At 62.3% G+C, this 23817-nt stretch carries 25 protein-coding genes; 14 read left to right on the top strand and 11 right to left on the bottom strand.

What is annotated here, in order from left to right; genetic code table 11:
- Positions 1–1027 (top strand): homocysteine S-methyltransferase family protein (locus J2Y63_RS33665; protein ID WP_435269576.1); only part of this gene is annotated, 1027 nt, incomplete at its 5' end.
- 369 nt (positions 1028–1396) lie between these two features.
- Here the strand turns inward: J2Y63_RS33665 and J2Y63_RS33670 are convergent.
- Positions 1397–2371 (bottom strand): AraC family transcriptional regulator, encoded by a 975-nt coding sequence (locus J2Y63_RS33670; RefSeq protein ID WP_256120276.1) that lies wholly within the window; start codon positions 2369–2371, stop codon positions 1397–1399.
- 254 nt (positions 2372–2625) lie between these two features.
- Between J2Y63_RS33670 and J2Y63_RS33675 the strand changes: the two genes are divergently transcribed.
- The 10 genes from J2Y63_RS33675 (at position 2626) to J2Y63_RS33720 (ending at position 13679) form a co-directional block, all read left to right on the top strand.
- Positions 2626–3993: an FAD-binding oxidoreductase gene (locus J2Y63_RS33675; RefSeq protein WP_256120275.1), complete on the top strand. Its 1368-nt coding sequence runs from the start codon at positions 2626–2628 to the stop codon at positions 3991–3993.
- Between the two features lie 218 nt (positions 3994–4211).
- Positions 4212–4475: a hypothetical protein gene (locus J2Y63_RS33680; RefSeq protein WP_256120274.1), complete on the top strand. Its 264-nt coding sequence runs from the start codon at positions 4212–4214 to the stop codon at positions 4473–4475.
- A 401-nt stretch (positions 4476–4876) separates the two neighbouring features.
- Positions 4877–7036, top strand: coding sequence for a NosR/NirI family protein (locus J2Y63_RS33685; RefSeq protein ID WP_256121164.1), 2160 nt, complete (start codon positions 4877–4879; stop codon positions 7034–7036).
- A gap of 14 nt (positions 7037–7050) precedes the next feature.
- Positions 7051–8979 (top strand): TAT-dependent nitrous-oxide reductase, encoded by a 1929-nt coding sequence (gene nosZ / locus J2Y63_RS33690; RefSeq protein WP_256121165.1) that lies wholly within the window; start codon positions 7051–7053, stop codon positions 8977–8979.
- Between the two features lie 3 nt (positions 8980–8982).
- Positions 8983–10311, top strand: a complete 1329-nt coding sequence (locus tag J2Y63_RS33695) for a nitrous oxide reductase family maturation protein NosD (protein ID WP_256121166.1) — start codon at positions 8983–8985, stop codon at positions 10309–10311.
- Complete coding sequence (locus J2Y63_RS33700) at positions 10277–11176, top strand: ABC transporter ATP-binding protein (protein WP_435269577.1); 900 nt, start codon at positions 10277–10279, stop codon at positions 11174–11176. The genes J2Y63_RS33695 and J2Y63_RS33700 overlap by 35 nt, the downstream gene beginning before the upstream one ends.
- The gene (locus J2Y63_RS33705; RefSeq protein ID WP_256121168.1) at positions 11173–11994 is read left to right on the top strand and encodes an ABC transporter permease; all 822 of its coding nucleotides are present in this window, start codon (positions 11173–11175) and stop codon (positions 11992–11994) included. Before J2Y63_RS33700 ends, J2Y63_RS33705 begins: the two co-directional genes overlap by 4 nt.
- Positions 11991–12575 (top strand): nitrous oxide reductase accessory protein NosL, encoded by a 585-nt coding sequence (locus J2Y63_RS33710; RefSeq protein ID WP_117372409.1) that lies wholly within the window; start codon positions 11991–11993, stop codon positions 12573–12575. The genes J2Y63_RS33705 and J2Y63_RS33710 overlap by 4 nt, the downstream gene beginning before the upstream one ends.
- Positions 12576–12578: 3 nt before the next feature.
- The gene (locus tag J2Y63_RS33715; RefSeq protein ID WP_256121169.1) at positions 12579–13493 is read left to right on the top strand and encodes an FAD:protein FMN transferase; all 915 of its coding nucleotides are present in this window, start codon (positions 12579–12581) and stop codon (positions 13491–13493) included.
- Positions 13494–13529: 36 nt separating this feature from the next.
- Positions 13530–13679: a hypothetical protein gene (locus J2Y63_RS33720; RefSeq protein ID WP_199564266.1), complete on the top strand. Its 150-nt coding sequence runs from the start codon at positions 13530–13532 to the stop codon at positions 13677–13679.
- 56 nt (positions 13680–13735) lie between these two features.
- On the opposite strand, the gene ric is transcribed toward J2Y63_RS33720, so the two are convergent.
- Positions 13736–14413: an iron-sulfur cluster repair di-iron protein gene (gene ric, locus J2Y63_RS33725; protein WP_435269578.1), complete on the bottom strand. Its 678-nt coding sequence runs from the start codon at positions 14411–14413 to the stop codon at positions 13736–13738.
- Between the two features lie 201 nt (positions 14414–14614).
- Between ric and J2Y63_RS33730 the strand changes: the two genes are divergently transcribed.
- The 3 genes from J2Y63_RS33730 (at position 14615) to J2Y63_RS33740 (ending at position 17359) form a co-directional block, all read left to right on the top strand.
- On the top strand, positions 14615–15007 hold the full coding sequence (locus J2Y63_RS33730) for a hypothetical protein (protein WP_256121171.1): 393 nt from the start codon (positions 14615–14617) through the stop codon (positions 15005–15007).
- Between the two features lie 166 nt (positions 15008–15173).
- Positions 15174–15704, top strand: a complete 531-nt coding sequence (locus J2Y63_RS33735) for a YcnI family copper-binding membrane protein (protein WP_435269579.1) — start codon at positions 15174–15176, stop codon at positions 15702–15704.
- Positions 15705–15760: 56 nt separating this feature from the next.
- Positions 15761–17359, top strand: a complete 1599-nt coding sequence (locus J2Y63_RS33740) for a copper resistance CopC/CopD family protein (protein WP_256121172.1) — start codon at positions 15761–15763, stop codon at positions 17357–17359.
- 430 nt (positions 17360–17789) lie between these two features.
- Here J2Y63_RS33740 and J2Y63_RS33745 read toward each other — a convergent pair whose 3' ends face one another.
- The 9 genes from J2Y63_RS33745 to J2Y63_RS33785 all read right to left on the bottom strand — a co-directional run.
- Complete coding sequence (locus J2Y63_RS33745; protein WP_256121173.1) at positions 17790–18059, bottom strand: hypothetical protein; 270 nt, start codon at positions 18057–18059, stop codon at positions 17790–17792.
- Between the two features lies 1 nt (position 18060).
- Complete coding sequence (ccoS, locus tag J2Y63_RS33750) at positions 18061–18255, bottom strand: cbb3-type cytochrome oxidase assembly protein CcoS (RefSeq protein WP_160862004.1); 195 nt, start codon at positions 18253–18255, stop codon at positions 18061–18063.
- Entirely contained in the window at positions 18252–20495 is a 2244-nt protein-coding gene (locus J2Y63_RS33755) for a heavy metal translocating P-type ATPase (RefSeq protein WP_160862005.1), read from the bottom strand. The genes ccoS and J2Y63_RS33755 overlap by 4 nt, the downstream gene beginning before the upstream one ends.
- A 5-nt stretch (positions 20496–20500) precedes the next feature.
- Positions 20501–21307 (bottom strand): DUF2189 domain-containing protein, encoded by an 807-nt coding sequence (locus tag J2Y63_RS33760; protein WP_160862006.1) that lies wholly within the window; start codon positions 21305–21307, stop codon positions 20501–20503.
- Positions 21308–21319: 12 nt separating this feature from the next.
- Positions 21320–21517, bottom strand: coding sequence for a hypothetical protein (locus tag J2Y63_RS33765; protein WP_160862007.1), 198 nt, complete (start codon positions 21515–21517; stop codon positions 21320–21322).
- Positions 21518–22399: a cytochrome-c oxidase, cbb3-type subunit III gene (ccoP, locus tag J2Y63_RS33770; RefSeq protein ID WP_160862008.1), complete on the bottom strand. Its 882-nt coding sequence runs from the start codon at positions 22397–22399 to the stop codon at positions 21518–21520. It lies immediately after the preceding gene.
- Positions 22390–22560, bottom strand: coding sequence for a CcoQ/FixQ family Cbb3-type cytochrome c oxidase assembly chaperone (locus J2Y63_RS33775; protein ID WP_160862009.1), 171 nt, complete (start codon positions 22558–22560; stop codon positions 22390–22392). The genes ccoP and J2Y63_RS33775 overlap by 10 nt, the downstream gene beginning before the upstream one ends.
- A gap of 9 nt (positions 22561–22569) precedes the next feature.
- Entirely contained in the window at positions 22570–23322 is a 753-nt protein-coding gene (ccoO, locus tag J2Y63_RS33780) for a cytochrome-c oxidase, cbb3-type subunit II (protein ID WP_160862010.1), read from the bottom strand.
- A 3-nt stretch (positions 23323–23325) separates the two neighbouring features.
- Positions 23326–23817, bottom strand: a 492-nt coding sequence (locus J2Y63_RS33785) for a cbb3-type cytochrome c oxidase subunit I (RefSeq protein WP_435269580.1), incomplete at its 5' end; no start/stop codon positions are given.

Consider the following 23817-nt stretch of genomic DNA (forward strand, 5'->3'; position numbering starts at 1 on the left):
GCTTAAAATCTTCGCTGAAATTCGATTTGCTCATGATGCTCTTCCTGCCTCAAAATTAGGAAAGAAGGCGTCTACAAATCTAGGGGCTATTCAGGAGGACATCATGGGTATGCTTGACCGCTTGCTTTCGTCGCCAGAAGCATTCATCAGCGACGGGGGGATGGAGACAGACCTAATCTTCCACGACGGCGCCGAAATGCCACTGTTCGCCTCCTTTGTGCTGCTCGATACCCCAGAGGGGCGCGAGATGCTGCGGCGCTACGCGATTTCATATTTCGATTTGGCTCAAGCCAAGAGCCGAGGCTTCGTGATGGGCACGCCGACCTGGCGCGCTAATGGCGGCTGGGGGCCGAGGCTTGGGCTCGACGACGCAGGAATCCGTGACGTCAACCGGCGCGCGATCGCCTTCGCCCGCGATCTGCGGAGCGCTCATCCCTGGCGTGACCATATCCTGATCGAGGGAGCGCTTGGACCGGCAGGCGATGGCTATGCACCCGAGCAGCTTCTGACGCCAATCGAGGCGGCACGTCTGCATAGCGCCCAGCTGGAGACATTTGCCGAGGAAGGCGTGGACATCGCGTCGGCCTTCACCATCACCCATCCAGGCGAGGCCATCGGCATGGTCAACCGTGCGCACGACCTCGGCCTACCTTTCGCTCTCTCCTTCACGGTTGAGACAGACGGGCGGCTGCCGACGGGGCAGGACCTCGGTTCCGCGCTCAGCGAGGTCGAAGCCGCGACTGGCGGCTACGTTCGCTACTACGGGATCAACTGCGCCCATCCCGAGCATTTCAGTGAACAGCTACCTTCGCGCTGGCTCAACCGGATCGGCATGGTCCGACCAAACGCCTCGCGCCGCAGCCATGCCGAATTGGATGAAGCCACCGAGCTTGATGATGGTGACCCTGAGGAGTTCGGCGCGCTTTGCGCTGGCATGGCAAAGCGTCTTCCTAAACTTCGTGTCGTCGGCGGATGCTGCGGCTCGGACATCCGGCACATCAGGGCTCTGATTGCGGCGGGCATCTAAGTGCCGATCACCCGCACTTCGAGGGCAGACGCCAACGCAAAGGCCAAACAGGGGTTGCCTGATATCCAGGTGAGCCGTGCTTATAAGTGGGCGAGGTAATCGGAGGACCTACAATTTTCGATCCCGTCCCGTCGATGGAGCCGTCTGGAGGATAAGCAGGGCCTCCTCGCTTCTGTGCGGCGGGCACAACTACCCTAGTCAGGCCATGGTAAAGCGCTGTCCCCATTTCGGGCGATCTTCATATCGACCGCTCCACACAATCATAGCCGGGCAGTTTACTCACTTACATCTGATCCACAGTGAACGGGATCGCAATTTCCTCAGCCGTGAATGGAGCCGAGGCGGCCCCCACCAGTCCGTTCGTAGGGTTCACTGTGCACGATTCCACTTCCGCCAAGCGCCTGGCGAGACCCCGAGGAGCCTCTTGAACGAACGACTAAACGCGGCCTCGGACTCATAGCCTACCGCACTGCCGACTTGCGCTACGCTCATTCCCCGCTCTTCCAGGAGGCGCGACGCAACCTGCATTCGCCACTGAACGAGGTAGTGCATTGGAGGCACCTCAACGAAGTGGACGAAACGTTCTGAAAATGCGGTGCGCGACAGCCCCGCCTCGCGGGCGAGAAGGTCGATGCTCCAGTTCTCCGATGGGCGGCCGTGGATAAGCTGGAGAGCCTTGCCAACATGTCGATCGCGCAGGCCAGACAGCCATCCAAGAGAGTGCGCCGGCAATGACTCGATGTAGCAACGGATGGCCTCGACAAACATGAGTTCACTGAGTTTGGCTAAGATCGTCTGATTGCCCGCCCTCTTGTTTCCTCCCTGAGCGAGAGCGTGGACGAACAGGTCAACAATCCAGCTCTCCTGGTCCGGAGGCTTGCGGACCGCGAATATCGGCGGCAGGGCGGAAAGAAGTGGATTAAAGGGTCTGTTGTCGCACCCAAGGTAGCCGCAGATGAATCTCGTCTGCTCGTCACCGCCTCCACCATGGATAAGTTGATAGGGTAGCTGTTCATCATCCGTGGGCCTGTAATAGATGCCCATGTTTGGTTTGCCTGTCCCGCCAGGCGATGAGCTCATGATGTTCGGCGCTCCTCCGGGAAATATAACCACGTCACCAGCGTTCATTTTGATGGCTGGGGTCGGGTCTCTGTCTATAGCGGCCCAACAGGAACCTGAAATGACAGCGTGGAAGGAGATGACGTGCTCCACGCCGGGCATAACCGCAGCGGCGATGTCGGCCGTGCTCGGTGACGCGCCCACCCAGGGCGCACTCGCACGGATGTCGAAGAAGAGCGCTCCGGATAAACGAACTGTGCGCAGTACGTCTGACAAAACATCCATCGCAAACGCTCCTTCACGTTACGACGTCAAATTGGGAACAAGCGCGAACTCCCAAGCATATTAGGGCATCATGAAGTTGTTCTGCAACAATCCCGCTCGTGCGTGTTCCAGACAGGCAAATTCGCCAAAAGATTGCATGAAATTTCCTTCGGTCACCCGTTCCGATCAGACGAGCATGGAACTCGGACGATCAGTCATGGAAACCCGCCGGGCTACGCCTATGATCGAGTGTCAATCGGCATTGGGAGGGTAGGATGGATAGCACAGCGATAAGCGAATTCGCCACCGACTTGCGCGGCAGGGTCATCCAGAGAGGCGACCCGGACTATGAGGATGCCTGCGGTCTGTACAACGGGATGATCCTCAAGCGACCCCTTGTGATCGCACAATGCGTGGACGCGGGCGACGTTATCACCGCGGTCAATTTTGGCCGTGAACAAAAGCTCGACATTGCAGTCCGTGGAGGAGGTCACAACGGGCCTGGTCTGGGGAGCGTGGACGACGGTATCGTGATCGACCTGTCACCGCTGAAGGGCGTACGCTTCGACCCTCGGGACAACACAGTGCGCGCCGGGGGCGGATGTACAACAGGTGATGTCGATCATGCGACCCACGCCTTTGGGCAAGCGGTACCCTTCGGTATTATCTCGACAACGGGGATTGGCGGCCTCACTTTGAGCGGCGGACACGGTTACCTCACCCGACAGTACGGTCTCGCTATCGACAACCTCATCGAAGCCGATGTCGTTCTGGCGGACGGTCGCCTGGTGGTCGCAAGTGAAACCGTAAATGCCGACCTGCTCTGGGCGCTGCGCGGCGGTGGCGGCAACTTCGGCGTCGTCACCAGTTTCCTCTATCGCACCAACCCAGCTAAAATGCTATATGGCGGGCCGATCGCCTTTGACATAGAGCAGGCCGCCGACATCATGCGCTGGTACCGCGAGTTTCAGGCCATATCGTCTCCGGAGTTTTATATCTTCCTCGGCCTTCAGGCGATCCCGCCGACCGAGCCATTCCCTGAAGAACACTGGAACAAAAAAATTTGCCTCTTGCTCGTCGCCCACAACGGTCAGGACGGTCAAACCCAAGTGGACAAAGTACGGGCAGTGCTGCCCACACCACTCTTCGATTGGTGCGGGTATCTCCCCTATACCGCCCTGCAAACCATGTTCGATCCCTTTTACCCGAAGGGCCTGCAATGGTACTGGAAGGGCGATTTCGTAAAGACGCTGCCCGATGAGGCGATCCCCATTCACATAGAGTGTGCGAAGAAAGGCAACGTGTTCTCAGCGATGCACCTCTATCCAATCGACAAGGCAGTTCACAGTCGTAGGAAAAGCGAGACCGCGTGGTCGACCCGAGACGCGACATGGTCCATGGTCATTGTTGGGATCGATCCAGACCCTGAAAATGCGGGGGTCATCAAGTTGTGGGCGCGGGATTACTGGAACGCAGTGCATCGCTTCGACCTTCCTGGTGCTTATCCAAACTTCATGATGGATGACGAGGGAGATCAGCGAGTACGGGCATCATTCGGCGAGAACTATCAACGCTTGGTCGAGTTGAAGCTGAAGTTCGACCCGACCAACGTTTTCCGTGTGAACCACAACATCAGACCTTAAGTGTATCGCAGGCGTTCTAAGAACGTCGCGGTGGGCCCGAGGCGGATGATCCAAGCTCAACGCTGGAGCGCGGGTGACCGATTGATGCTATGTTCGCCTGGCAATCCAGCGACTGGGCAGGGACTTTCCCGCCATTTCGGACAATGCCTTCAGAAGCGCCGTGTTAAGCCGTGTTCCATCGTGGCGGGGTCGTCGAGCTGACCAGGGCGGCACACGAAGTGGTAACCCTTTCCGAGGGCGAGAAGCTCCGCCTGCTCGGCCGCGCCTATGTCACGATACGGGAAAGCTGGCGGGTTCTGGTGGAATCTGTGCGTCTTGGGCGATCCGCCGAATCCATGGACCTCAATCCCGTGCACCTCTACGACGACGAGATGAAGGCTATCCTGCTCGAAGCCGCAAAGGCCATTTGGGAGATCGACGTCGCGATCGCAGCAAAAGGCGGCATCGGCCCACCAGCGGCGTCAGCGACGAGAGATCGGTGACGTCCGCCTGCTTAGATCGCGCGGACGTTTTCCACTTTAAAATGCTGGTTACCAGTGGCTGCGGAATCATAGTGTTCAAGCGGAACCATTTTCTCAGTTTTCTCAACACTGGGGCGCTATGGGGCTGATTTTCAAGATCTGGAACCCATAAGCCGCCTGTCTACCTCCGGCCCCATTCTGTCGTTCCGAGAGCAAGTGGTTGGCTGGGTTGGAAAGTAGCCAACGAATGAGCGGGTCAGCGGTTCGTGTCCCTTCAAGAGCTTAAGACAGAGTATCTGCGTTCGAGAGCTGCGCTATACGCTGACGTGGCCGGACTAGTTGCCATTTGTTTGACGCAAGTCAACGACCGCTTGCCATGAACACTCCAATGCTCCCGCAACCATCTGCGGGAATGCCTTGGAATGAAATTCGTTCGTCTCTTCTTTTTCCTCTGTGCCAGCCTGTTCTTCGCCTTCTCCGCGAAGGCCGGCACGGTGCTGCAAGACTATCTGCCGGGCACGACGGCCTCCGATCTCGTGCCGAGCGCGGATGGCTTCGGCGCGGTGCGCGACGATATCGCGGTGGCACCGGTGTTGCAGGGTGGCAAGACGGTCGCCTGGGTCTTCGTCACCTCGGATTTTGTCGGCACGACCGGCTATTCCGGCAAGCCGATCCATACGCTCGTGGCTGTAGGGACGGATGCGAAGATCATCGGCGTGCGCCTCGTCAAGCATTCCGAGCCCATCGTGCTCATCGGCATTCCCGATGCCAAGGTGAAGGCTTTGGTGGCCGGCTATGCCGGGCTCGACCTCGTCGCAGAGGCGAAATCCGGCGGCACGGCGCATGAGGTGGATATCATCTCCGGCGCGACCGTGACGGTGATGGTGATCGACGATTCGATCGTCCGTTCGGGCCTGAAGGTCGCACGGGCGCTGGGTCTCGGCGGTCTTGCGCCCGAAGCGGACAAGGCCGGTCCGCGTTTCGAGATCGATCCTGCGGCTACCGCGCCAACCGATTGGACCGAGGCCGAGGGCGACGGGACGCTGCGCCGGCTTTCGCTCGACGTGGCACAGGTCAATGGCGCCTTCGCGGCGCATCCCGATGAACGGGCGCGTGAGCGGGCGATTGCCGAAGCGCCGCAAACGACCTTCATCGACATGCAGGCGGCGCTGGTCTCCGTTCCGGCAATCGGCGGCGCTTTGCTCGGCTCCGCCGAGGAGGTCAATCTCAAAGGCTGGCTGAAAGATGGCGAAAACGCCATCGCCGTAATGGCGCGCGGCCTCTATTCCTTCAAGGGCTCGGGCTACGTGCGCGGAGGCATCTTCGACCGCATCGTACTGATCCAGGACGACGTGTCCGTGCGCTTCCGCGACCGTGATCATCGCCGTCTTGGCGGCATCGCGCTTGCCGGTGCGCCAGAATTCACCGAGATGGACCTGTTCCGCATTCCTGCGGGTCTCGGTTTCGATCCGGCCAAACCCTTCCGCATCCAGCTTCTGGCGCACCGCGAGGTCGGGCCGATCGAAAAGGTCTTCCATACCTTCGATCTCGGCTATCAGTTGCCGCAGAAATATCTCCGCGCCGTGGCGCCGCCGGTGAAGGAGGCTGTCGCCGTCGCCGACCGTGGCGAGGGAGCGGCGCAGGCCGATCTCTGGAAACGCATCTGGCAGGATTCCAAGCTGAAGATCGTCGTGCTCGGCGCCATGCTGGTGGTGCTGACCGGGGTTTTCTTCTTCCAGAGCTATGCGGTGAAGAACGCCAAGGGGTTCTACATCTTCCGCATCGCCTTCCTGACGGTGACGCTGGTCTTCCTGGGCTGGTATGCCAATGCGCAGCTTTCGGTCGTCAACCTGATGGCGCTGTTCGGCAGCCTGGTGACCGGCTTCAGCTGGCAGGCGTTCCTGCTCGATCCCTTGACCTTCATCCTGTGGTTTGCCGTTGCCGCCGCGCTGCTCTTCTGGGGACGCGGGGCCTATTGCGGCTGGCTCTGCCCCTTCGGCGCGCTGCAGGAACTGACCAACCAGATCGCCCGCAAGCTGGGCATCCCGCAATGGACATTGCCCTGGGGGCTGCATGAACGGCTCTGGCCGATCAAATATATGATCTTCCTTGGCCTTTTCGGCGTATCGCTGATGAGCGTCGAGCAGGCCGAGCACCTGGCCGAGATCGAGCCGTTCAAGACGGCGATCATCCTGAAGTTCATCCGCGCCTGGCCGTTCGTGGCCTATGCGGTGGCGCTTCTGGTGGCCGGGCTCTTCGTCGAGCGCTTCTACTGCCGCTATCTCTGCCCGCTCGGCGCCGCACTCGCCATCCCCGCTCGCATGCGCATGTTCGACTGGCTCAAGCGCTATCACGAATGCGGAAGCCCCTGTCAGACCTGCGCGATCCAATGTCCGGTGCAGGCGATCCACAAGACCGGCGAGATCAATCCGAACGAGTGCATCAACTGTCTGCACTGCCAGGTTCTCTACCAGTCCGAAACGATGTGCCCCGTCGTGATCAAGAAGATGAAGTCGCGGGCCAAGCTTGCGGCGAGCCCGGGCGGTGCGCCGATCCATCAACCCGTAGCAAAAGTTAACTGAAGAAGGAGTCGATCATGGAATCGAAGGAAAACAAGGGGCTGAGCCGCCGCGCGCTCTTCAGCGCCACGGCAGGGACGGCCGTTCTTGCCGGCACGATGGGGCCGGCCGCCCTTGGCCTGGGGGCTGCGGGTCTCGCCACCCCGGCCCGTGCCGCCGCCGGAGCGGACGGTTCCGTCGCACCCGGCAAGCTCGACGACTATTACGGCTTCTGGTCATCGGGACAATCGGGCGAAATGCGCATTCTCGGCATCCCCTCGATGCGCGAGCTGATGCGGGTGCCGGTGTTCAATCGTTGCTCGGCCACCGGCTGGGGCCAGACGAATGAATCGATCCGCATCCACCAGCGCACGATGACGGAGAAGACCAAGAAGCAACTCGCTGCGAACGGCAAGCACATCCACGACAATGGCGACCTGCACCACGTCCACATGTCCTTCACCGAGGGCAAGTATGACGGCCGCTATCTCTTCATGAACGACAAGGCCAATACCCGCGTGGCGCGCGTGCGCTGCGACGTGATGAAGACCGATGCCATCCTGGAAATTCCGAACGCCAAGGGCATCCACGGCCTGCGGCCACAAAAATGGCCGCGCTCGAACTACGTCTTCTGCAATGGCGAGGACGAAGCGCCCTTGGTCAACGACGGCTCGACCATGACCGACGTCTCGACCTATGTGAACATCTTCACCGCCGTCGATGCCGACAAGTGGGAGGTCGCCTGGCAGGTGAAGGTCTCCGGCAACCTCGACAATTGCGATGCCGACTATGAAGGCAAGTGGGCCTTCTCGACCTGCTACAACTCGGAAATGGGCATGTCCCTGGAAGAGATGACCAAGTCCGAGATGGACCATGTCGTCGTTTTCAATCTCGCCGAGATCGAAAAGGCGATCACCGCCGGTCAATATGAAGAGATCAACGGCGTGAAGGTCGTGGACGGCCGCAAAGACGCCAAGTCGCTCTTCACCCGCTACATCCCGATCGCCAACAACCCGCACGGCTGCAACATGGCGCCGGACAAGAAGCACCTGTGCGTGGCCGGCAAGCTCTCGCCGACCGTAACCGTGCTCGACGTCACCAAGTTCGACGCGATCTTCTACGACAATGCCGAACCGCGCAGCGCCGTGGTGGCGGAACCGGAACTCGGCCTCGGGCCGCTGCACACCGCCTTCGACGGCCGCGGCAACGCCTACACCTCGCTCTTCCTCGACAGCCAGGTGGTGAAGTGGAACATCGACGAGGCCATCCGTGCCTATGCCGGTGAAAAGATCAATCCGATCAAGGACAAGCTTGATGTCCAGTATCAGCCCGGCCACCTGAAGACGGTGATGGGCGAGACGCTGGATGCCACCAACGACTGGCTGGTGTGCCTGTGCAAGTTCTCCAAGGACCGCTTCCTGAATGTCGGGCCGCTAAAGCCGGAAAACGACCAGCTGATCGACATTTCCGGCGACAAGATGGTGCTGGTGCATGACGGCCCGAACTTTGCTGAGCCGCATGACGCCATCGCCGTCGCTCCCTCGATCCTGCCGAACATAAAGTCGGTGTGGGATCGCAAGGATCCGCTCTGGGCCGAAACCCGCAAGCAGGCCGAGGCCGACGGCGTCAATATCGACGAGTGGACCGATGCCGTCATCCGCGACGGCAACAAGGTGCGCGTCTATATGACGTCGGTTGCACCGAGCTTCAGCCAGGAAAGCTTCACGGTGAAGGAGGGCGACGAGGTTACGGTCATCGTCACCAATCTCGACGAGATCGACGACCTGACGCACGGCTTCACCATGGGCAACCACGGCGTTGCCATGGAGGTCGGACCGCAGATGACGAGTTCGGTCACCTTCGTCGCGGCCAATGCAGGCGTCTACTGGTACTATTGCCAGTGGTTCTGCCACGCGCTGCACATGGAGATGCGCGGGCGCATGTTCGTGGAACCGAAGGGCGCCTGAACGATGCGGCTGTCCGTTTTTCTCATCGGCCTTCTTCTCGCTTCGCCGCTTGCGGCGGCGGAGCGTGCCGTTGCGCCGGGTACGGGCAGCCTCGCAGCCGCCATCGCCGGGGCTGCACCCGGCGATGTGCTTGTTCTTGACGACGGGGTCTATGCCGGCCCCGTCGTCATCGACCGATCGCTCACCATCTCGGGTCCCCGCAGTGCGTTGTTGGACGGGCAGGGGCGGGGCAGCGTGATGACGATTTCCGCTGCCGACGTGACCCTGACGGGCTTCACCGTCACCGGTTCGGGCCGCGTGAACCAGGATCTCGATGCCGGGGTGAAAATCCTGGAGGGTGCCGACCGGGCACGCATCGAGAATCTGCTCGTCACCGGAAACATGCACGGCATCGACGTGCATGGCGGCCACGATGCCGCCATCAGCGGAAACGAGATTATCGGGACCGACAGCCCGCGCATGAACGAGCGCGGCAACGGCATCTATGTCTGGAACAGCCCAGGTACGCTGCTCGAGAACAATGTCATCCGCTATGGCCGTGACGGCATCTTCTCCAATGCCAGCGCCGATAGCATCTACCGCGGCAATGTCATGCGCGACCTGCGTTTTGCCGTGCATTTCATGTACACCCGCAACACCGAGGTTTCCAGCAATATCTCGATCGGCAACCATCTCGGCTTCGCAATCATGTTCTCCAACAAGGCGAAGATCCTCAACAATCTGAGCCTCGGCGACCGCGAACACGGGCTGATGTTGAACTATGCCAACAATGCCGACGTCACCGGCAATCTGGTGCGCGGCGACACGAAGAAATGCCTCTTCATCTACAACGCCCACAAGAACCTGATCTGGAACAACCGCTTCGAGGGCTGCGGCATCGGCATCCACTTCACCGCCGGGTCCGAGAAGAATGTGCTGACCGGCAATGCCTTCATCGCCAACCGCGAGCAGGTGAAATATGTCGGCACCCGCAACATGGAATGGAGCCATGAGGGCAGGGGCAATTTCTGGTCCGACCACCCCGCCTTCGACCTCAATGGCGACGGCATCGCCGACAGTTTCTATCGCCCAAACGATCTGATGGACCAGATCCTCTGGTCGCAGCCGGCGGCCAGCCTGCTCATCGGTTCGCCCGCCGTGCAGCTCGTGCGCTGGAGCCAGCGGGACTTTCCTGCGACGCTGCCCGGCGGCGTACGCGACAGCGCGCCGCTGATGCGGCCTCTCACCATATCCGTCCCGCCCGAAATCCTCGGCTACGAAGCCGAAGCCGCCGGTCGCTGGGCCGAAGGAAATTATGATGACACCGACCCTGACAATCTCTCGGCTCACTAAGCGCTTCGGCGAGGTGGAGGCGCTCAAGGCCGTTTCACTGACGTTGGAAGCGGAGCGGCGTGCGGCGCTGCTCGGCCACAACGGCGCGGGCAAATCGACCTTGATGAAGATCGTCCTCGGCCTCATCCCCTATGACGGCGGCGACGTCACGGTTTGCGGCATGGCGCCCGGTTCGCCGGCCGCGCGCGCGCAGGTGGCCTATCTGCCTGAAAACGCCGCCTTCCACCCCGCTTTGACCGGAGAGGAGCAGCTTCGCCACTATCTTGCACTGCGCGGGGAAAACCCGAAGCAGGCCATGGTGCTTCTTGCCCGTGTCGGGCTGGAGAAGGCGGCGCACCGACGCATCGGCACCTATTCCAAGGGCATGCGCCAGCGTATCGGCCTCGCGCAGACGCTGATCGGCCGCCCGCGTCTCCTCGTGCTGGATGAGCCCACGTCGGGCCTCGATCCGGTGTCGCGGCGCGATTTCTACGATCTTCTCGACGGCCTTGCCGCCGAGGGAACCGCGATCCTGCTTTCTTCCCACGTGCTGACCGAGGTGGAGGCGCGCACCGACAGCATCCTTATCCTCTCGGGGGGCGAACTGGTGGCTGAGGGCACGCTCGCCGATCTGCGGGCCCGCGCGGCACTGCCTGTCTCCCTTCTCGTTCGCCCTGCATCCGACCGTGCGCCATCTCTGGTGGCCGCCTTTCCAGAGGCCGTTGCGAGCGGGGATGGGCTTCTGCGCCTTTCCTGCGCGCAGGCGCAAAAGCTGCCGCTCTTGGCCCGCATATCCGCGCTCGGGGGCGACGTCGCCGACCTCGATGTGATCCCGCCGAGCCTCGAAGATATCTACAGCCATTTCAGCCGGAGGGACGGGCAATGAACCGCATCCTCGCCACCGCGATCTCGGAATTCCGCATCGCCTTCCGCAATCGCTGGGTCTCCATCGCGACGGGCATGATGGTGCTGTTTGCGCTGGTGCTCGCCGCCGCCGGTGCCGCGCCGACGGGGGATGTCGGCGTGAACCGGCTCTCGGTGACGGTCGCCTCGCTCACCTCGCTTGCTGTCTATCTCGTGCCGCTGCTCGCGCTCCTGATGAGCTTTGACGCGGTGGCGGGGGAGGTGGAACGCGGAACACTGCCGCTGCTGCTCACCTATCCCGTCTCGCGCCTCCAGATTTTGCTCGGCAAGCTGCTCGCCCATCTCGTGATCCTCGCACTCGCGGTTACGCTCGGTTACGGCGCGGCGGCGCTGGTCGCCGTCTGGTCCGATGCCGAGGCGATCAGGGGGCTTGGCTCGCTGTGGCGACTGATCTGGTCTTCGGTCCTACTCGGGGCCACCTTCCTCGGCGCGGGCTATGCGCTCTCGGCTTTGGCGCGTCGGCCCTCCGGAGCCGCCGGTTTTGCCATCGCGCTCTGGCTCGTGGCGGTCGTGCTCTACGACCTCGCGCTGCTTGCGTTGATCGTCTCGGATGGCGGCGGTGCCTTCACCACGCAGGCGCTGCCGGTTGCCCTGCTTGCCAATCCCGCCGATGCCTTCCGCGTCTTCAATCTCTCGGCGGCGGAGGCCGTTGCGGCGGCCGGCGGCATTGGCGGTGCGGCGGGCGCCATTCCGCTCTGGCAATCGGCCGCTTCGCTCTTCGTATGGCCGCTCGCCGCCATCGCGCTTGCCGTGACGGCTTTCCGTAAGGTGACACCATGAGGATTTCGCTTCGTTCAGCCCTGTTCGTCACCGCCCTCGCGCTGCTTTCCGCCTGCAAGGAGGAGGTGGCCCAGAGCACGACGCCGCAGGACATGACGCCGGAGACCCTCGGTCACTATTGCCAAATGAACCTCCTGGAGCATCCCGGCCCGAAGGCGCAGGTTTTCCTCGAAGGCAACGCCGCGCCGCTGTTCTTCAGCCAGGTGCGCGATGCCATCGCCTATATGCGCGGCCCCGAGCAGGTCTCGCCGATCCTCGCCGTCTATGTCAACGACATGGGCAAAGCAGGTGCGACCTGGGGCCGCCCCGGCGATGGCAACTGGATCGCCGCCGACAAGGCTTTCTACGTTCTCGGCTCGGCGCGTGCGGGCGGCATGGGGGCGCCGGAAGCGGTTCCGTTTTCCAGCCGGGAGCGCGCCGAGGATTTCGTTCGCGCCGAGGGCGGCCGCGTGCTGACGCTCGCCGACATCACCAATGACATGGTTCTCGCGCCGGTCGATGCCGGGGCGGACCAGGGGAACGACGACGATGCGGATTTCGATGGCCGCCTGCGTGCCCTGCCCAACAAAGCCGGAGGCTGACCCATGCCCATCACCCGACGCCGCCTGATCACGATTTCCGCCGCTCTGGCCTTCTTGCCTGCTACTGCCCGCGCGACCTCAAAGGGTACGACCCGTCAATGGACGGGACAGGCGTTGGGCGCACGCGCCTCGATCCGGCTCGACCATCCCGATGGGGAGGTCATCGCCGCCCGCGTCATGGCCGAGATCGACCGGCTGGAAGATATGCTCAGCCTCTACCGGCCGCAGAGCGCGTTGTCTCGTCTGAACCGCGACGGGCATCTCCCCGCACCGCCTTTCGAATTGCTCGACTGCCTGTCGCTGGCCGGTGCCGTCCACCGCGCAAGCGGCGGACGGTTCGACCCCACCGTGCAACCGCTCTGGGCGCTCTGGGCCGAAGCGGCTGCAGGCGGGCGGAAGCCCGATGCGCAAGCGGTCGAGACGGTCCGCCGCGGGACCGGCTGGGCGAAGGTGGAACTCGACGCGGCCGCCATCACCCTGCAACCCGGCATGGCCCTGACATTGAATGGTATCGGCCAAGGCTATGTCGCCGATCGGGTCGCCGCCCTGCTGGAGGCGGAGGGGCTGAGCAATATCCTGATCGATACGGGTGAGCTGCGGGCGCTTGGCGGTAAGCCGGAGGGCGGGAACTGGCCGGTACGCCTGGAAACGGGAGAACGCCTGTCGCTGCGCCAGCGCGCGCTCGCCACTTCTGCCCCACTCGGTACGACCTTCGATCAGGCAGGCCACGATGGCCATATCCTCGATCCTACGACCGGCAGGCCGGCGGCATCGGCGTGGCGTTCGGTCTCGGTCTCGGCGCCATCCGCCGCCATTGCCGACGCACTCGGCACCGCTGCCTGTCTGATCTCCGATCAGGAGGAAATCCGGGTCATGCTCGGACATTTCGAAGGCGCACGTCTGGAGGCCAGCGTCTAGCCAAGCATTCGATCACCGCAACGACGAGAGGCTGTCATGGACAAGAAAGAACCGCGCAAACCCCTGGTGTTTTCCGGTGAGCAGGTCAGCGGCAGGGAAATCAACGGCAGCAGTCTGATACCGATGCTGATCGCCGGGCTTGTCCTGATCGCCGTCGGCTATGTGGCCGTGATGGTCTTCGTCTGACGAATGTGTGATGGAGCGGCACCCGGAAAATCCGGATGCCGCTTTCCGTCTCGGGCTTAGGGGCCGATGGCGGCTTCCGGCGTTTCGAAGCGCGGGAAAAGCACGGTATTCTCCAGATGCATGTGCAAGACGAGATCATCGGTGAGCTTGCGCAGCCCCGTATAGAGCGCCGTCCACGACCCGCAGGCGCCCTCCGGCAGCGCCATGCCATGGGCTGCATGCTCGATATCCTGAAGAAGCCTGACCGTATCGGCATGTTCATGGCGCATCTGCATGATCGGGCGGGAAATCCGCGTGTTTTGCCCTTGCCGCATCAGGGGGAAGAGGATTTGCTCCTCGCTCGTCATGTGGTCTTCCAGTTCCGCCTTCAGCGCGACCAGTGCGCGAGCCAGTCCTGATGGGGCGACGGGATGGTCGCCGTGAACGCGTTCGACCTTCTCGGCAAGCGGGATCAAAAAGGCCAGTTCGCGGCGATGGGTCTCATGGTAGCGCGACAGAAGATGATCAATGAGCGGCCCGGTCTCCTGTGGCGCTTCAAGACCGGCCATCCGCTGGAGCGCTTCCAGCTCGGCAAGCAGTTCTGCCGGCGATAAGCCGGCCCGTTCGGCCGCTTGGCGCAGAGGGATATCACCCGCACAGCAGAAATTGATGGCAGAGCGGCGAAACAGTTCGGCCGCACCCGGCAGTTCGGCGGCAATGGTGGTCACGGTGGTCTTGAGAGAAAGCGTTTGCATGCTTGATCCTTTGAAGGAGGGAAGAGCTCCATTTTGCAGGATCGTCATGCGTCATCTTTGCGCCCGGCCGAACAAAAGAGCGGATGCATGAGAAGTTATCGTGGCGCTGCTTGCTGCACCGCAAAGAGTGCGACAATTCGGCGAGCCGGGAGCCTTTTCATCACGCGGCGCGCTTGGTAAGCCTCGGTGCGAGAGGTTTTGATGACGATATACATGCAGCAGCGCCGGAACGGATGGGTGGCTTTCGCCGCCGCCGTGCTGATGGCGTTGCAGGTTCTTCTGAGCCCCTTGGCCCAAGCTGCCACGGCCGGCAGTTCGGCGGTGGATGCCTATGGTAATCCGCTCTGCATCACCCATCTCGACGAGCAGAAACCGGCATCGACGCCGGGCAAGGAGCGCTCGCTCGCTCCCGATTGCTGCACGCTGGCCTGCGGTATGGCGGCAGGCCTCGTTCCGCCGTATCGCCCTGTCCTCATCCTGTTCAATCCGCTTGCACAACCCTCGCAGCGGATTTTCGACGGGTATGACGACCGCGCGCCTTCGGCGCATGAGGCTTTGCCCGGACATCCTCGCGGTCCCCCGGCACTCGCCTGATCGCCGGGCCAGTGCCGGCAAGGCCATCGTGCGAGTTGTGCGGGTTTTCCCTGCCCTGATCGCTGCATGAGCGGACCGCCTGCTGTGTGCCCTCGCGCTCCTATCTCCTTTCCTTCTTCCATCATACCTTGCCGGCAGGGATGACCGGCTCTGTTGGAGACTGACAATGCTGAAAAGAACACTTGCAACCGTTGCCGCCCTTGCGCTCGGTTCCAGCGCCGCCCTTGCCCATGTTTCGTTGCAGTTGAAGGAGGCGCCGGTCGGCTCGACCTATCGCGCGATCTTCCAGGTGCCGCACGGCTGCGAGGGCAAGCCGACCAATGTGGTGCGCGTGCAGATCCCCGAAGGCGTGATTGCGGTGAAGCCGCAGCCGAAGGCCGGCTGGACGCTTGAAAAGATCAAGGGCGCCTATGCTAAATCCTACGACTACTACGGCACGCCGACCAGCGAAGGCGTGAAGGAAATCGTCTGGAGCGGCGGAAATCTCGGCGACGACGAATATGACGAATTCGTGCTGCGGGTCTATCTGACGAAGGATCTGAAGGCGAGTGAAACGCTGCACTTCCCCGTAGTGCAGGAGTGCCCGGATGGTGTGGCTGAGCGCTGGATCGAAATCCCGGCCGCAGGCCAGTCCGAGGACGATCTCGAGCTTCCCGCCCCCGGCGTGAAGCTGCTTGAGGCCACAAACGGCCACTGAACCCGAAAAGGCCGGCGCTTTCGGGCGCCGGCCCCGTCTGTCCTTCGGAGATTGTCGTGCGGGATCATCTTGGCCGAGCCTGTATCCAGGTCTTTCTGACCGGTATCTTCTGGTGCTGCCTCGCTGTGGCAGCGATGGCGCATGCCTCGTTGACGGGCGCTGTGCCCGCTGATGGCGCCGTCGTCAATGCTCCGCCGAAAACCCTGTCGCTGTCCTTCAGCGAGCCGGTGTCGCCGCTCGTGCTGCGGCTCATCCTGCCCGATGGGCAGTCGAAGACGCTGGAGACATTCGTTCTGCGCGACCGCACACTCGAGATCGCGGCACCCGGCGACCTTGCGGCGGGAACCCACGTGCTTGCCTGGCGCGTCGTCTCCGAGGACGGACATCCCGTCGCGGGTTCCACGATCTTTTCGATTGGCGCGCCGAGCAGCGCGCCGCAGGCTGCCGGGGAAGCGATCGACTGGCCGGTGAGGACGGCGCTATGGCTTGCCCGCATCGCGATGTATGCCGGCCTGTTCTTCGGGATAGGCGGCCTTTTCGCCGTCCGGTGGCTGATCCCCGATGGCGCCGCTGGATTGCCGGTCATAAAAATGGCCCTGTTGCTCGGCTTCTCGGCGACGGTGGTTTCCCTGGGATTGCAGGGGCTCGATGCCTTGGGTGCTCCGCTCTCCAATCTTACTGATCGTGCGGTATGGAGCGCGGGGCTCGCGACGAGTTTCGGCCTGACCGTCGTCGTGCTCTCCTTTGCGTTCCTTCTGGCGCTGGTAACCTCTTCAAGGGCAACTTTTTCGGGCCGCGCGGCATCGCTTGTAGCCGTTGTCGCCGGAAGCGCGGCGATGGCATTGAGTGGCCATGCAAGTTCGGCGACGCCGCAATGGCTGATGCGGCCGGCGGTCTTCGTGCATGTAGTCACGATTGCCATCTGGATCGGCTCTCTCCCACCACTGGCCTACGCTTTGCAGCATGGAGGCGATGCCGCGCGGCAGGCGCTTGGCCGGTTCTCCCGCCTTATCCCCGTTTGCGTCGCTGCACTGACCGCGGCCGGCCTGCTGCTGGCCATCGTACAGGTCCAGACATTCGATGCGCTCGTTTCGACGGCCTATGGGAATGTGCTTCTCGCGAAGACGGCGCTGCTCGTCGTCCTGTTTCTTCTCGTGGTGGCCAACCGCTGGGTCTTCACCAAGCCAGCCGAACGCGGCGAGCTGGGCTCCGCACGGCGGCTTGCCCGCGCTATTATCATCGAGACCATGATCGCCCTCGCCATTTTTGCTGTCGCCGCCACATGGCGGTTCACGCCGCCGCCTCGCGCGTTGGCGATTGCGGCTGCGCAGCCGGTGTCGATCCATATCCACGCGGACAAGGCGATGGCTGAAATTGCCGTCACGCCCGGACGTGCCGGTCCGGTCGAGGTGTCCGGCATCATTCTGGCACCGGATTTCACGACCATGATCCCGAAGGAGGTGACCTTCGTGCTTTTCAATCCGCAGGCGGGTATCGAGCCGATGCGCAGGAAAGCGACCTTGCAGGCTGACGGTGTGTGGCGGGCCTCCGGCGTCGTAGTGCCGATCGCGGGACAATGGCACCTGAGGGTCGACATTCTCGTTAGCGACTTTGAACTTGTCCGGCTTCAGGACACGATTGAAATACCACGATAAAACCGTCCCGTTTTTGGTGGGACAGTCTGCTTCAACTCAGCAAACGGCATCTCGCCGAGCTATTGGGCGTGCCCAGCTTGCCGCAGTTGGTAATGGGTTCGGCACTCGCCATATGCCTCTGAAACGCGAAATTTGAAATATGCGACTGCTTTCGGATTGACGATGCGGTTTTCGCCGATCGCACACGACGGCCGTGGACCTTCAAGGCGTCAATTCAATTCTCCCAACTCTGCGCGGTGGCGAGGTATCCAAGGGCGAAGACGGATCCCAGGCCATAGACAATCAAAACTCCCGCTAGGCATGTCGTTGGATTGCCAACGCTGGTTGGCGCCCCCAGGATCAAGGCGACCGCAGTGAGACCACCAATTGAGAAGCCTATCAACAAACGTGTGACCATGAATTTGATCATAGGCGGCATGGAGCGAGCCTTTCAACGTGGCGTTCCGCGTGCAACGGAGAACACAGCTCCGATCAGACCGCCTGTGACCACGCCCGCCGAACCGCCTGCAAGGCCGCCGATCAAGCAATAGAGGACCGCAGAAGCATCGAGTTGCGGAGCCGCCACGATCGCGGCCACGACACCGACCGCCGCGCCGACTGACCCGAGCACAAAGCCAAGTCCGGTTACGGCGTCGGAGGGGTCGACGACAACCTGTTGATGGTTACCCTCTTGAATCTTGGGCCGATCCTCATCTGTCATCTCATCCTCCATTCCTGGACATATGCCGCCGTCGGTCGCGGTCGATTGCATCGTCTTCGTCGCTGTCGAGCAGAATTCTGGCGGCGGCCCCGTCGAGATCCTCGTATTGTCGAGTACGCAGGGACCATAGGAAGGCGAGGAGCCCAGCGATACCCATAACGATCGAAAGTGGAACGAGCACGCTGATGGCCGTCATGTCCTTGCCTCCAAGACGGATTTCGCCATGTTCTCTCCAGACCGTGGCGCACGCGCGAGGCGTAGCGCGTTGGCGACCACGATGAGCGAGGACGAGGACATCGCAAGGGCCGCTATAAGCGGCGTCACATATCCGCTGAATGCAATGGGCAGGCTGATGAGGTTATAGAGGGCGGCGAGCACGAAATTTTGTCGGATAAGTCCGGCCGCCTTTTCCACGCTATCGAACACATCCGTCACAACGCGCAGATCATTGCCAAGGAAAACGAAGTCAGCGGCGCTGCGGCCGACGTCACTCGCCGACGTCGGCGCCATGGATGCGTCTGCGGCGCGCAGCGCCGGCGCATCGTTGATCCCGTCGCCGATCATCAGCACCCCGTGCCCGGCCGCCTGCAGGTTCTTTATCGCCCGGACCTTTTCGGTAGGCAGAAGCCGGGCGCGCCTATCGGTGATGCCGAGCGCGTTGGCAACCACCTCGACGGCTTCGAGGGAATCACCGGAGAGCAGGACGACCTCAAAGTGGCGGGCTTTCAGCGTTGCGACCAGATCGCGCGCGCCAGGTCGGATATCTTCGCCAAAGCTGAAACGCGCAAGGGCCTCACCGTTCTTCGAGAGCACGGTCATAACCGCTTCGTCCTGTGTGGTCAGAGCCCATTCAGGCCTGCCGAGCCGGTATAGGTCGCCGCCGAGGCGGCCTTCCAGCCCCATTCCCGCCGTCTCCCTCACATCCGTAAAGGTGGGCGGCTTCTCTGCGGAGACACCTGCTTCGGCTATCGCCCTTGCCATCGGGTGGATGGAGGTGCGGGCCAGAGCGGTGGCGAGTTTGAGCGCTTCCGGAGTGATCCCGTCAATGCCGAGCAGGCGAGGCGCCCCCGTCGTCAGCGTGCCCGTCTTGTCGAAGACGACCGTATCGATCTCGCGCAGGCGTTCAAAAGCGGAGCCGTCGGTTGCCATCACACCGCGTTCGAAGAGGTGGCGGGCCAGAGTGACCTGTACCATGGGTACCGCGAGCCCCAGCGCGCAGGGGCAAGTGATGATGAGAACGGCGACCGCGATAGTGAGCGCGGTATGCAAATTACCGCTCGCGATGAACCAGATGATGAAAGCGAGGACAGCGAGACTGTGAACAACGGGGGCATATAGGCCGGCTGCGCGGTCGGCGAGCCGCCGGTAGCGCGAGCGGCCATCCTCGGCCGCCTCGATCATTCTCGTCATCTCGGCGACCGTGGAATCTGCCGGCGCGTTGGTGGCGCGCAGCACGAAGGGGTTGCCGAGGTTCAGTTCCCCCGCCTGCACGGCCTCCCCGGCGCGGACGCTGCGCCAAAGGCTTTCGCCGGTGATAAGGGCGGCGTCGAGTTCAGCGCGCCCGTTCTCCAACACCCCATCGGTCGGCACACGCTCGCCGGAAGCGATGCGAAGGCGCATCCGCGCCTTGATGTCTCCCAGTTCTACGAAGTCCAGCCTGCCGTCGTTTTGCAGCACGTTCGCCCCACGTGGGATCAGCCGTGTCAAGGCGGCGACAGCAGAGCGCGCTTTCCGACGCATCGCATGATCGAGCACCCGACCGATCAGCAGAACGAAGATCAGCGACGTGGCGGCCTCGAAATAGGCATGGGGAGCGTTGGTGACGGTGTCGTAAAGACTGAGCGTGAAGGTGAGGAGGATGCCGATAGAGATTGGCACGTCCATATTGGTGCGGCCATGGGAGAGTGCCTGCCAGGCTGAGCGGTAGAAGCCCGCGCCTGCATAGAAAATTGCCGGCAGCGCAAGCAGTGCCGAGATTGCGTGGAACGTTTGTCGTGTCGCAGCGTCCGCCCCCGACCAGACTGAAACGGACAGCAGCATAACGTTCATGGAGCAGAAGCCGGCGACGGCGAGCGCACGCACCAGTCCCGCAAGAATCTCATCCTCGCCGTCGATCTCGGCTGTGGGAAGGTTGGCCTCATATCCAATGGCTGTGATTGCTCCAAGGAGGTCTGGTGCAACCTGCCGATCTCGTTTCCAGTCGATCGTGACGCGGCGTAGCGAGAGGTTGGCGCGTGCCCGCTCAACGCCGGGCACCGCGGTGAGGGCGGCCTCGATCGCACCAATACAGGCACCGCAATGCATGGCGGGGATCGAGAGCACGCTCTGGCGAAGGCCGTTGCCGAGATCCTTGCTGGTCATCGCCAACTCGTCGGCTGAGAAGCCGGTACGCGATTGCGATATATCCAATCCTATCTCGGCGGCGCAGCAGGACATGGTCGCTACCGCATTTCTTTATAGGCGTGCCAGGTGGCATGCCCGAGCCAGGGAAAGATCACGACCAGACCCAGAAGCCCCGTCGCGACGGAGATGAGGAAAAGGCCGAGCACGATGGCGCCCCAGGCCAGCATGGGCGTGAGATTGTTCCAGACGAGCGCCGTGCTGACGCCCATGGCGGTCAACGCATCGACACGCCGGTCGAGCAGCATAGGGATGGAAAAGACGCTGACGGCGAAGGCAAAACCGGCGAACAGTGCCCCGATCAGGCTACCTACCAGCAGCATGGCCCAGCCGGTGGGCGTGGTGAAGAGCATCCCGGTGACGTAGTCGAGCCCAGGAAAAGGGCGCACACCGAAGAACAGCGCATAGACAAGGACTGCCGCGCGCATCCAAAGGAGCATCAGCATGGCGAGCAACATGCCGGTGAAGAATACCTGCGCGCCCGCTAGCGGACGCACGGCCAGCATGGAGCGCAGCGTCGGCTGTGCGCCGGCCTCGATATCGCGGCTCTTGAGATAGAGGCCGGCGGCAACCAGCGGGCCGACGATCAGGAAACCCGCAAGTGCCGGGAAAAGGAAATAGTCCCGTCCGGTATGGAACATGTAGACGATGAAGACGATCGAGGCGATGAAGACCGCGAGCCCGTAGAGAAGGCTTGGTACCGGGTTGGTCCACAGATCGCGCCAGCCGCTGGCGAGCCACCGCATGGGCGCTTGTGCCGACAGGTGGCGCTTCCATTGCTCGTTGCGCATCTCCTCGATATCCGAGACTTCGGATACAAGTTCAGGCCTATGTTGCCTCGCAGCCATCATCGTCTCCTTTCAGCACGCAGACTTGGCCGCGCGATATTCGCCCGGCGTTCCGCTTTTATCCTTTAGATGCGCCACGCAGCCCGTCTGGCTGGAGACTGCGACGTAAACGAGATGGGCATTGGCGCCCACGAAGACGACGATCGTTGCCGCCGCCAGAATCCAAAGGAGGTGAAACCCTCGCGGGCGGGCGGGCGCGGCATCCGTCATCTAGGGTGCCCTCTTTCCGAGGTCGTCGACATAGAGCGCCAGCACCTTTATCTCGGCCGGCGCCAGCCGCTCGTCCCAGGTCGGCATATGCCCCTGCCGGCCGCCGTGGATGGTCGCGATGATGCGCTGCAGGCTGCCGCCGTAGATCCATCGGTTGTCCGTGAGATTGGGAGCGCCAAGTTCCGGATTGCCCTTGGCGTCCTCGCCATGGCAGGCAATGCAGGTCGTCTGGAAAACCTCGCGGCCCCGGTCCATCTGATCGACGTTGTCGGCGGTGGACACGGCCGGATCGCTAAGGGAGGCAACGTAGCTCGCGACGTCCACTACCTGTCCGGCGTCGAGCATCTCATCGCGGCCGAATGCGGGCATCTGGCCGACGCGGCTTTCCGCATGGCGCGAATTGATGCCTACTGTCAGCGTCTGCGCGATCGCTTCCGGCCCGCCACCCCAGATCCAGTCGTCGTCTGTGAGGTCGGGATAGTTCTCGCGGCCCTTGCCGTCGCGGCCGTGGCAGGCGGCGCAATTGTCGCCGAAGAGCTGATGGCCGTTGACACGCACCGTCTCCATCAGCGGTTCGTCGGCGCGAACCTCGTCGTAGGACAGGCTTTCGATGCGTGAAACCCAAGGGGCCCGCTCCCCGATGCCCTCCGTGATCGACGCCTCGACGGTTGCTTTTTGGTCGGCGCCGAGCACGCCCTTTGTATAAGTCTTGCCGAGTGGCCAGGTAGGCATCAGCACCCACCAGAGCACGGCGAAGATATGCGTGACGATAAGAAAGAGCAGGACGCCGCGCGGAATGGGCGTGTCGAGCTCGCGGATACCGTTCCAGATATGGCCCGTCGTCTTGCGGCCGCTGACGGGGTCGACCTCTTTTACTTCCATGGGCCATCGTCCTCGTCGAAAATCTCCCGCTCCGCCCGTTCGAAACGCTCCCGGTTGGAGGGCAGGAAGGTGTAGATCAGCACGCAGATCGAAAAGCCCATCAGGTAAAACAGGCCCCACAATTTCGCGCCTTCGAGCAGTGTCTCGTGTGTCAGCGCCATCTCGTCACCTCAATTGTCCGGATCCGGCATCTGTTCCGGCGCGGCAGTGTTCTCATAGGCCGCGCGGGTGAGCTGGCCGAGTACCTGGAGATAGGCCACGAGCGCGTCCATCTCCGTCACATTGGTTGTCACACCGTCAAAGGCCGAGACCTGCGTCGCCTCGCCGTAGCGTTCCGTGACGCCGGACGATTGCTCGCTGTCGGGCACGGCCTGGCCATAGGCGTCGCGCGCGGCGTTCTCGATCATCTCGTCGGTATAGGGCACGCCGACGGCACGCTGCGCGCGAAGTGCCAGCGGCAGGTCGGCCAGCTTCAGCGGGTTGGTGCCAAGCCAGCGGTAGGACGGCATGTTGGATTCCGGTACGACGTCGCGCGGATTGTTGAGATGGGCGACGTGCCAGAAATCGGAATATTTGCCGCCGATGCGAGCAAGGTCCGGGCCGGTGCGCTTCGAGCCCCACAGCATCGGGTGATCGTATTTCGATTCGACGGCGAGCGAATAGGGACCGTAGCGCTCCACCTCGTCACGGAGCGTGCGGATCATCTGGCTATGGCAGGCGTAACAGCCTTCACGCACGTAGATGTCGCGGCCGGCAAGTTCCAGCGGCGTATAGAGGCGCATGTCGGAGACGGTCTCGACCGTGTCGTCGATTGTGAAGAGTGGAGCGATCTCCACGATGCCGCCGACGCTTGCGGCGGCGATAATGGCCAGCATGAAGCCCGTTGCGGAGCGTTCGAGTTTCCTGTGCATCAGTTCCGGCATCGGCTACTCCGCAGGCGTGGGGGTTGCGCCGCTGATCTGTCGCTCGTCGCCCGGCGAATCGTCGTCGAGGGCAAGCGTCGCGGCGGCGGGCGTACGAACGGTCATCCAGATATTATAGGCTGCGACGATCGCTCCGATGAGGAAGAGAAGGCCGCCGAAGGCGCGCGCGATGTAATAGGGGTACATCGCCAGCAGCGTGTCCACGAAGGAATAGACGAGGGTGTTGTCTGGAGAATAGGTGCGCCACATGAGACCCTGGATGATACCCGAGTTCCACATGGCGAAGACGTAGATGAGCGTTCCCGCCAGCGCGAGCCAGAAGTGGACCTCGACCAGGATCGCCGAGTGCATCCGCTCCCGCTTCCAGATCGCCGGCACCAGCGTGTAGAGCGAACCGAAGGTGATCATCGCGACCCAGCCGAGCGCGCCAGCGTGAACGTGGCCAACCGTCCAGTCGGTATAGTGAGAAAGGGCGTTGACCGGGCGAATTGCCAT

The sequence above is a fragment of the Shinella sp. BE166 genome, assembly GCF_051201095.1.
GTDB classification, from domain to species: domain Bacteria; phylum Pseudomonadota; class Alphaproteobacteria; order Rhizobiales; family Rhizobiaceae; genus Shinella; species Shinella lacus.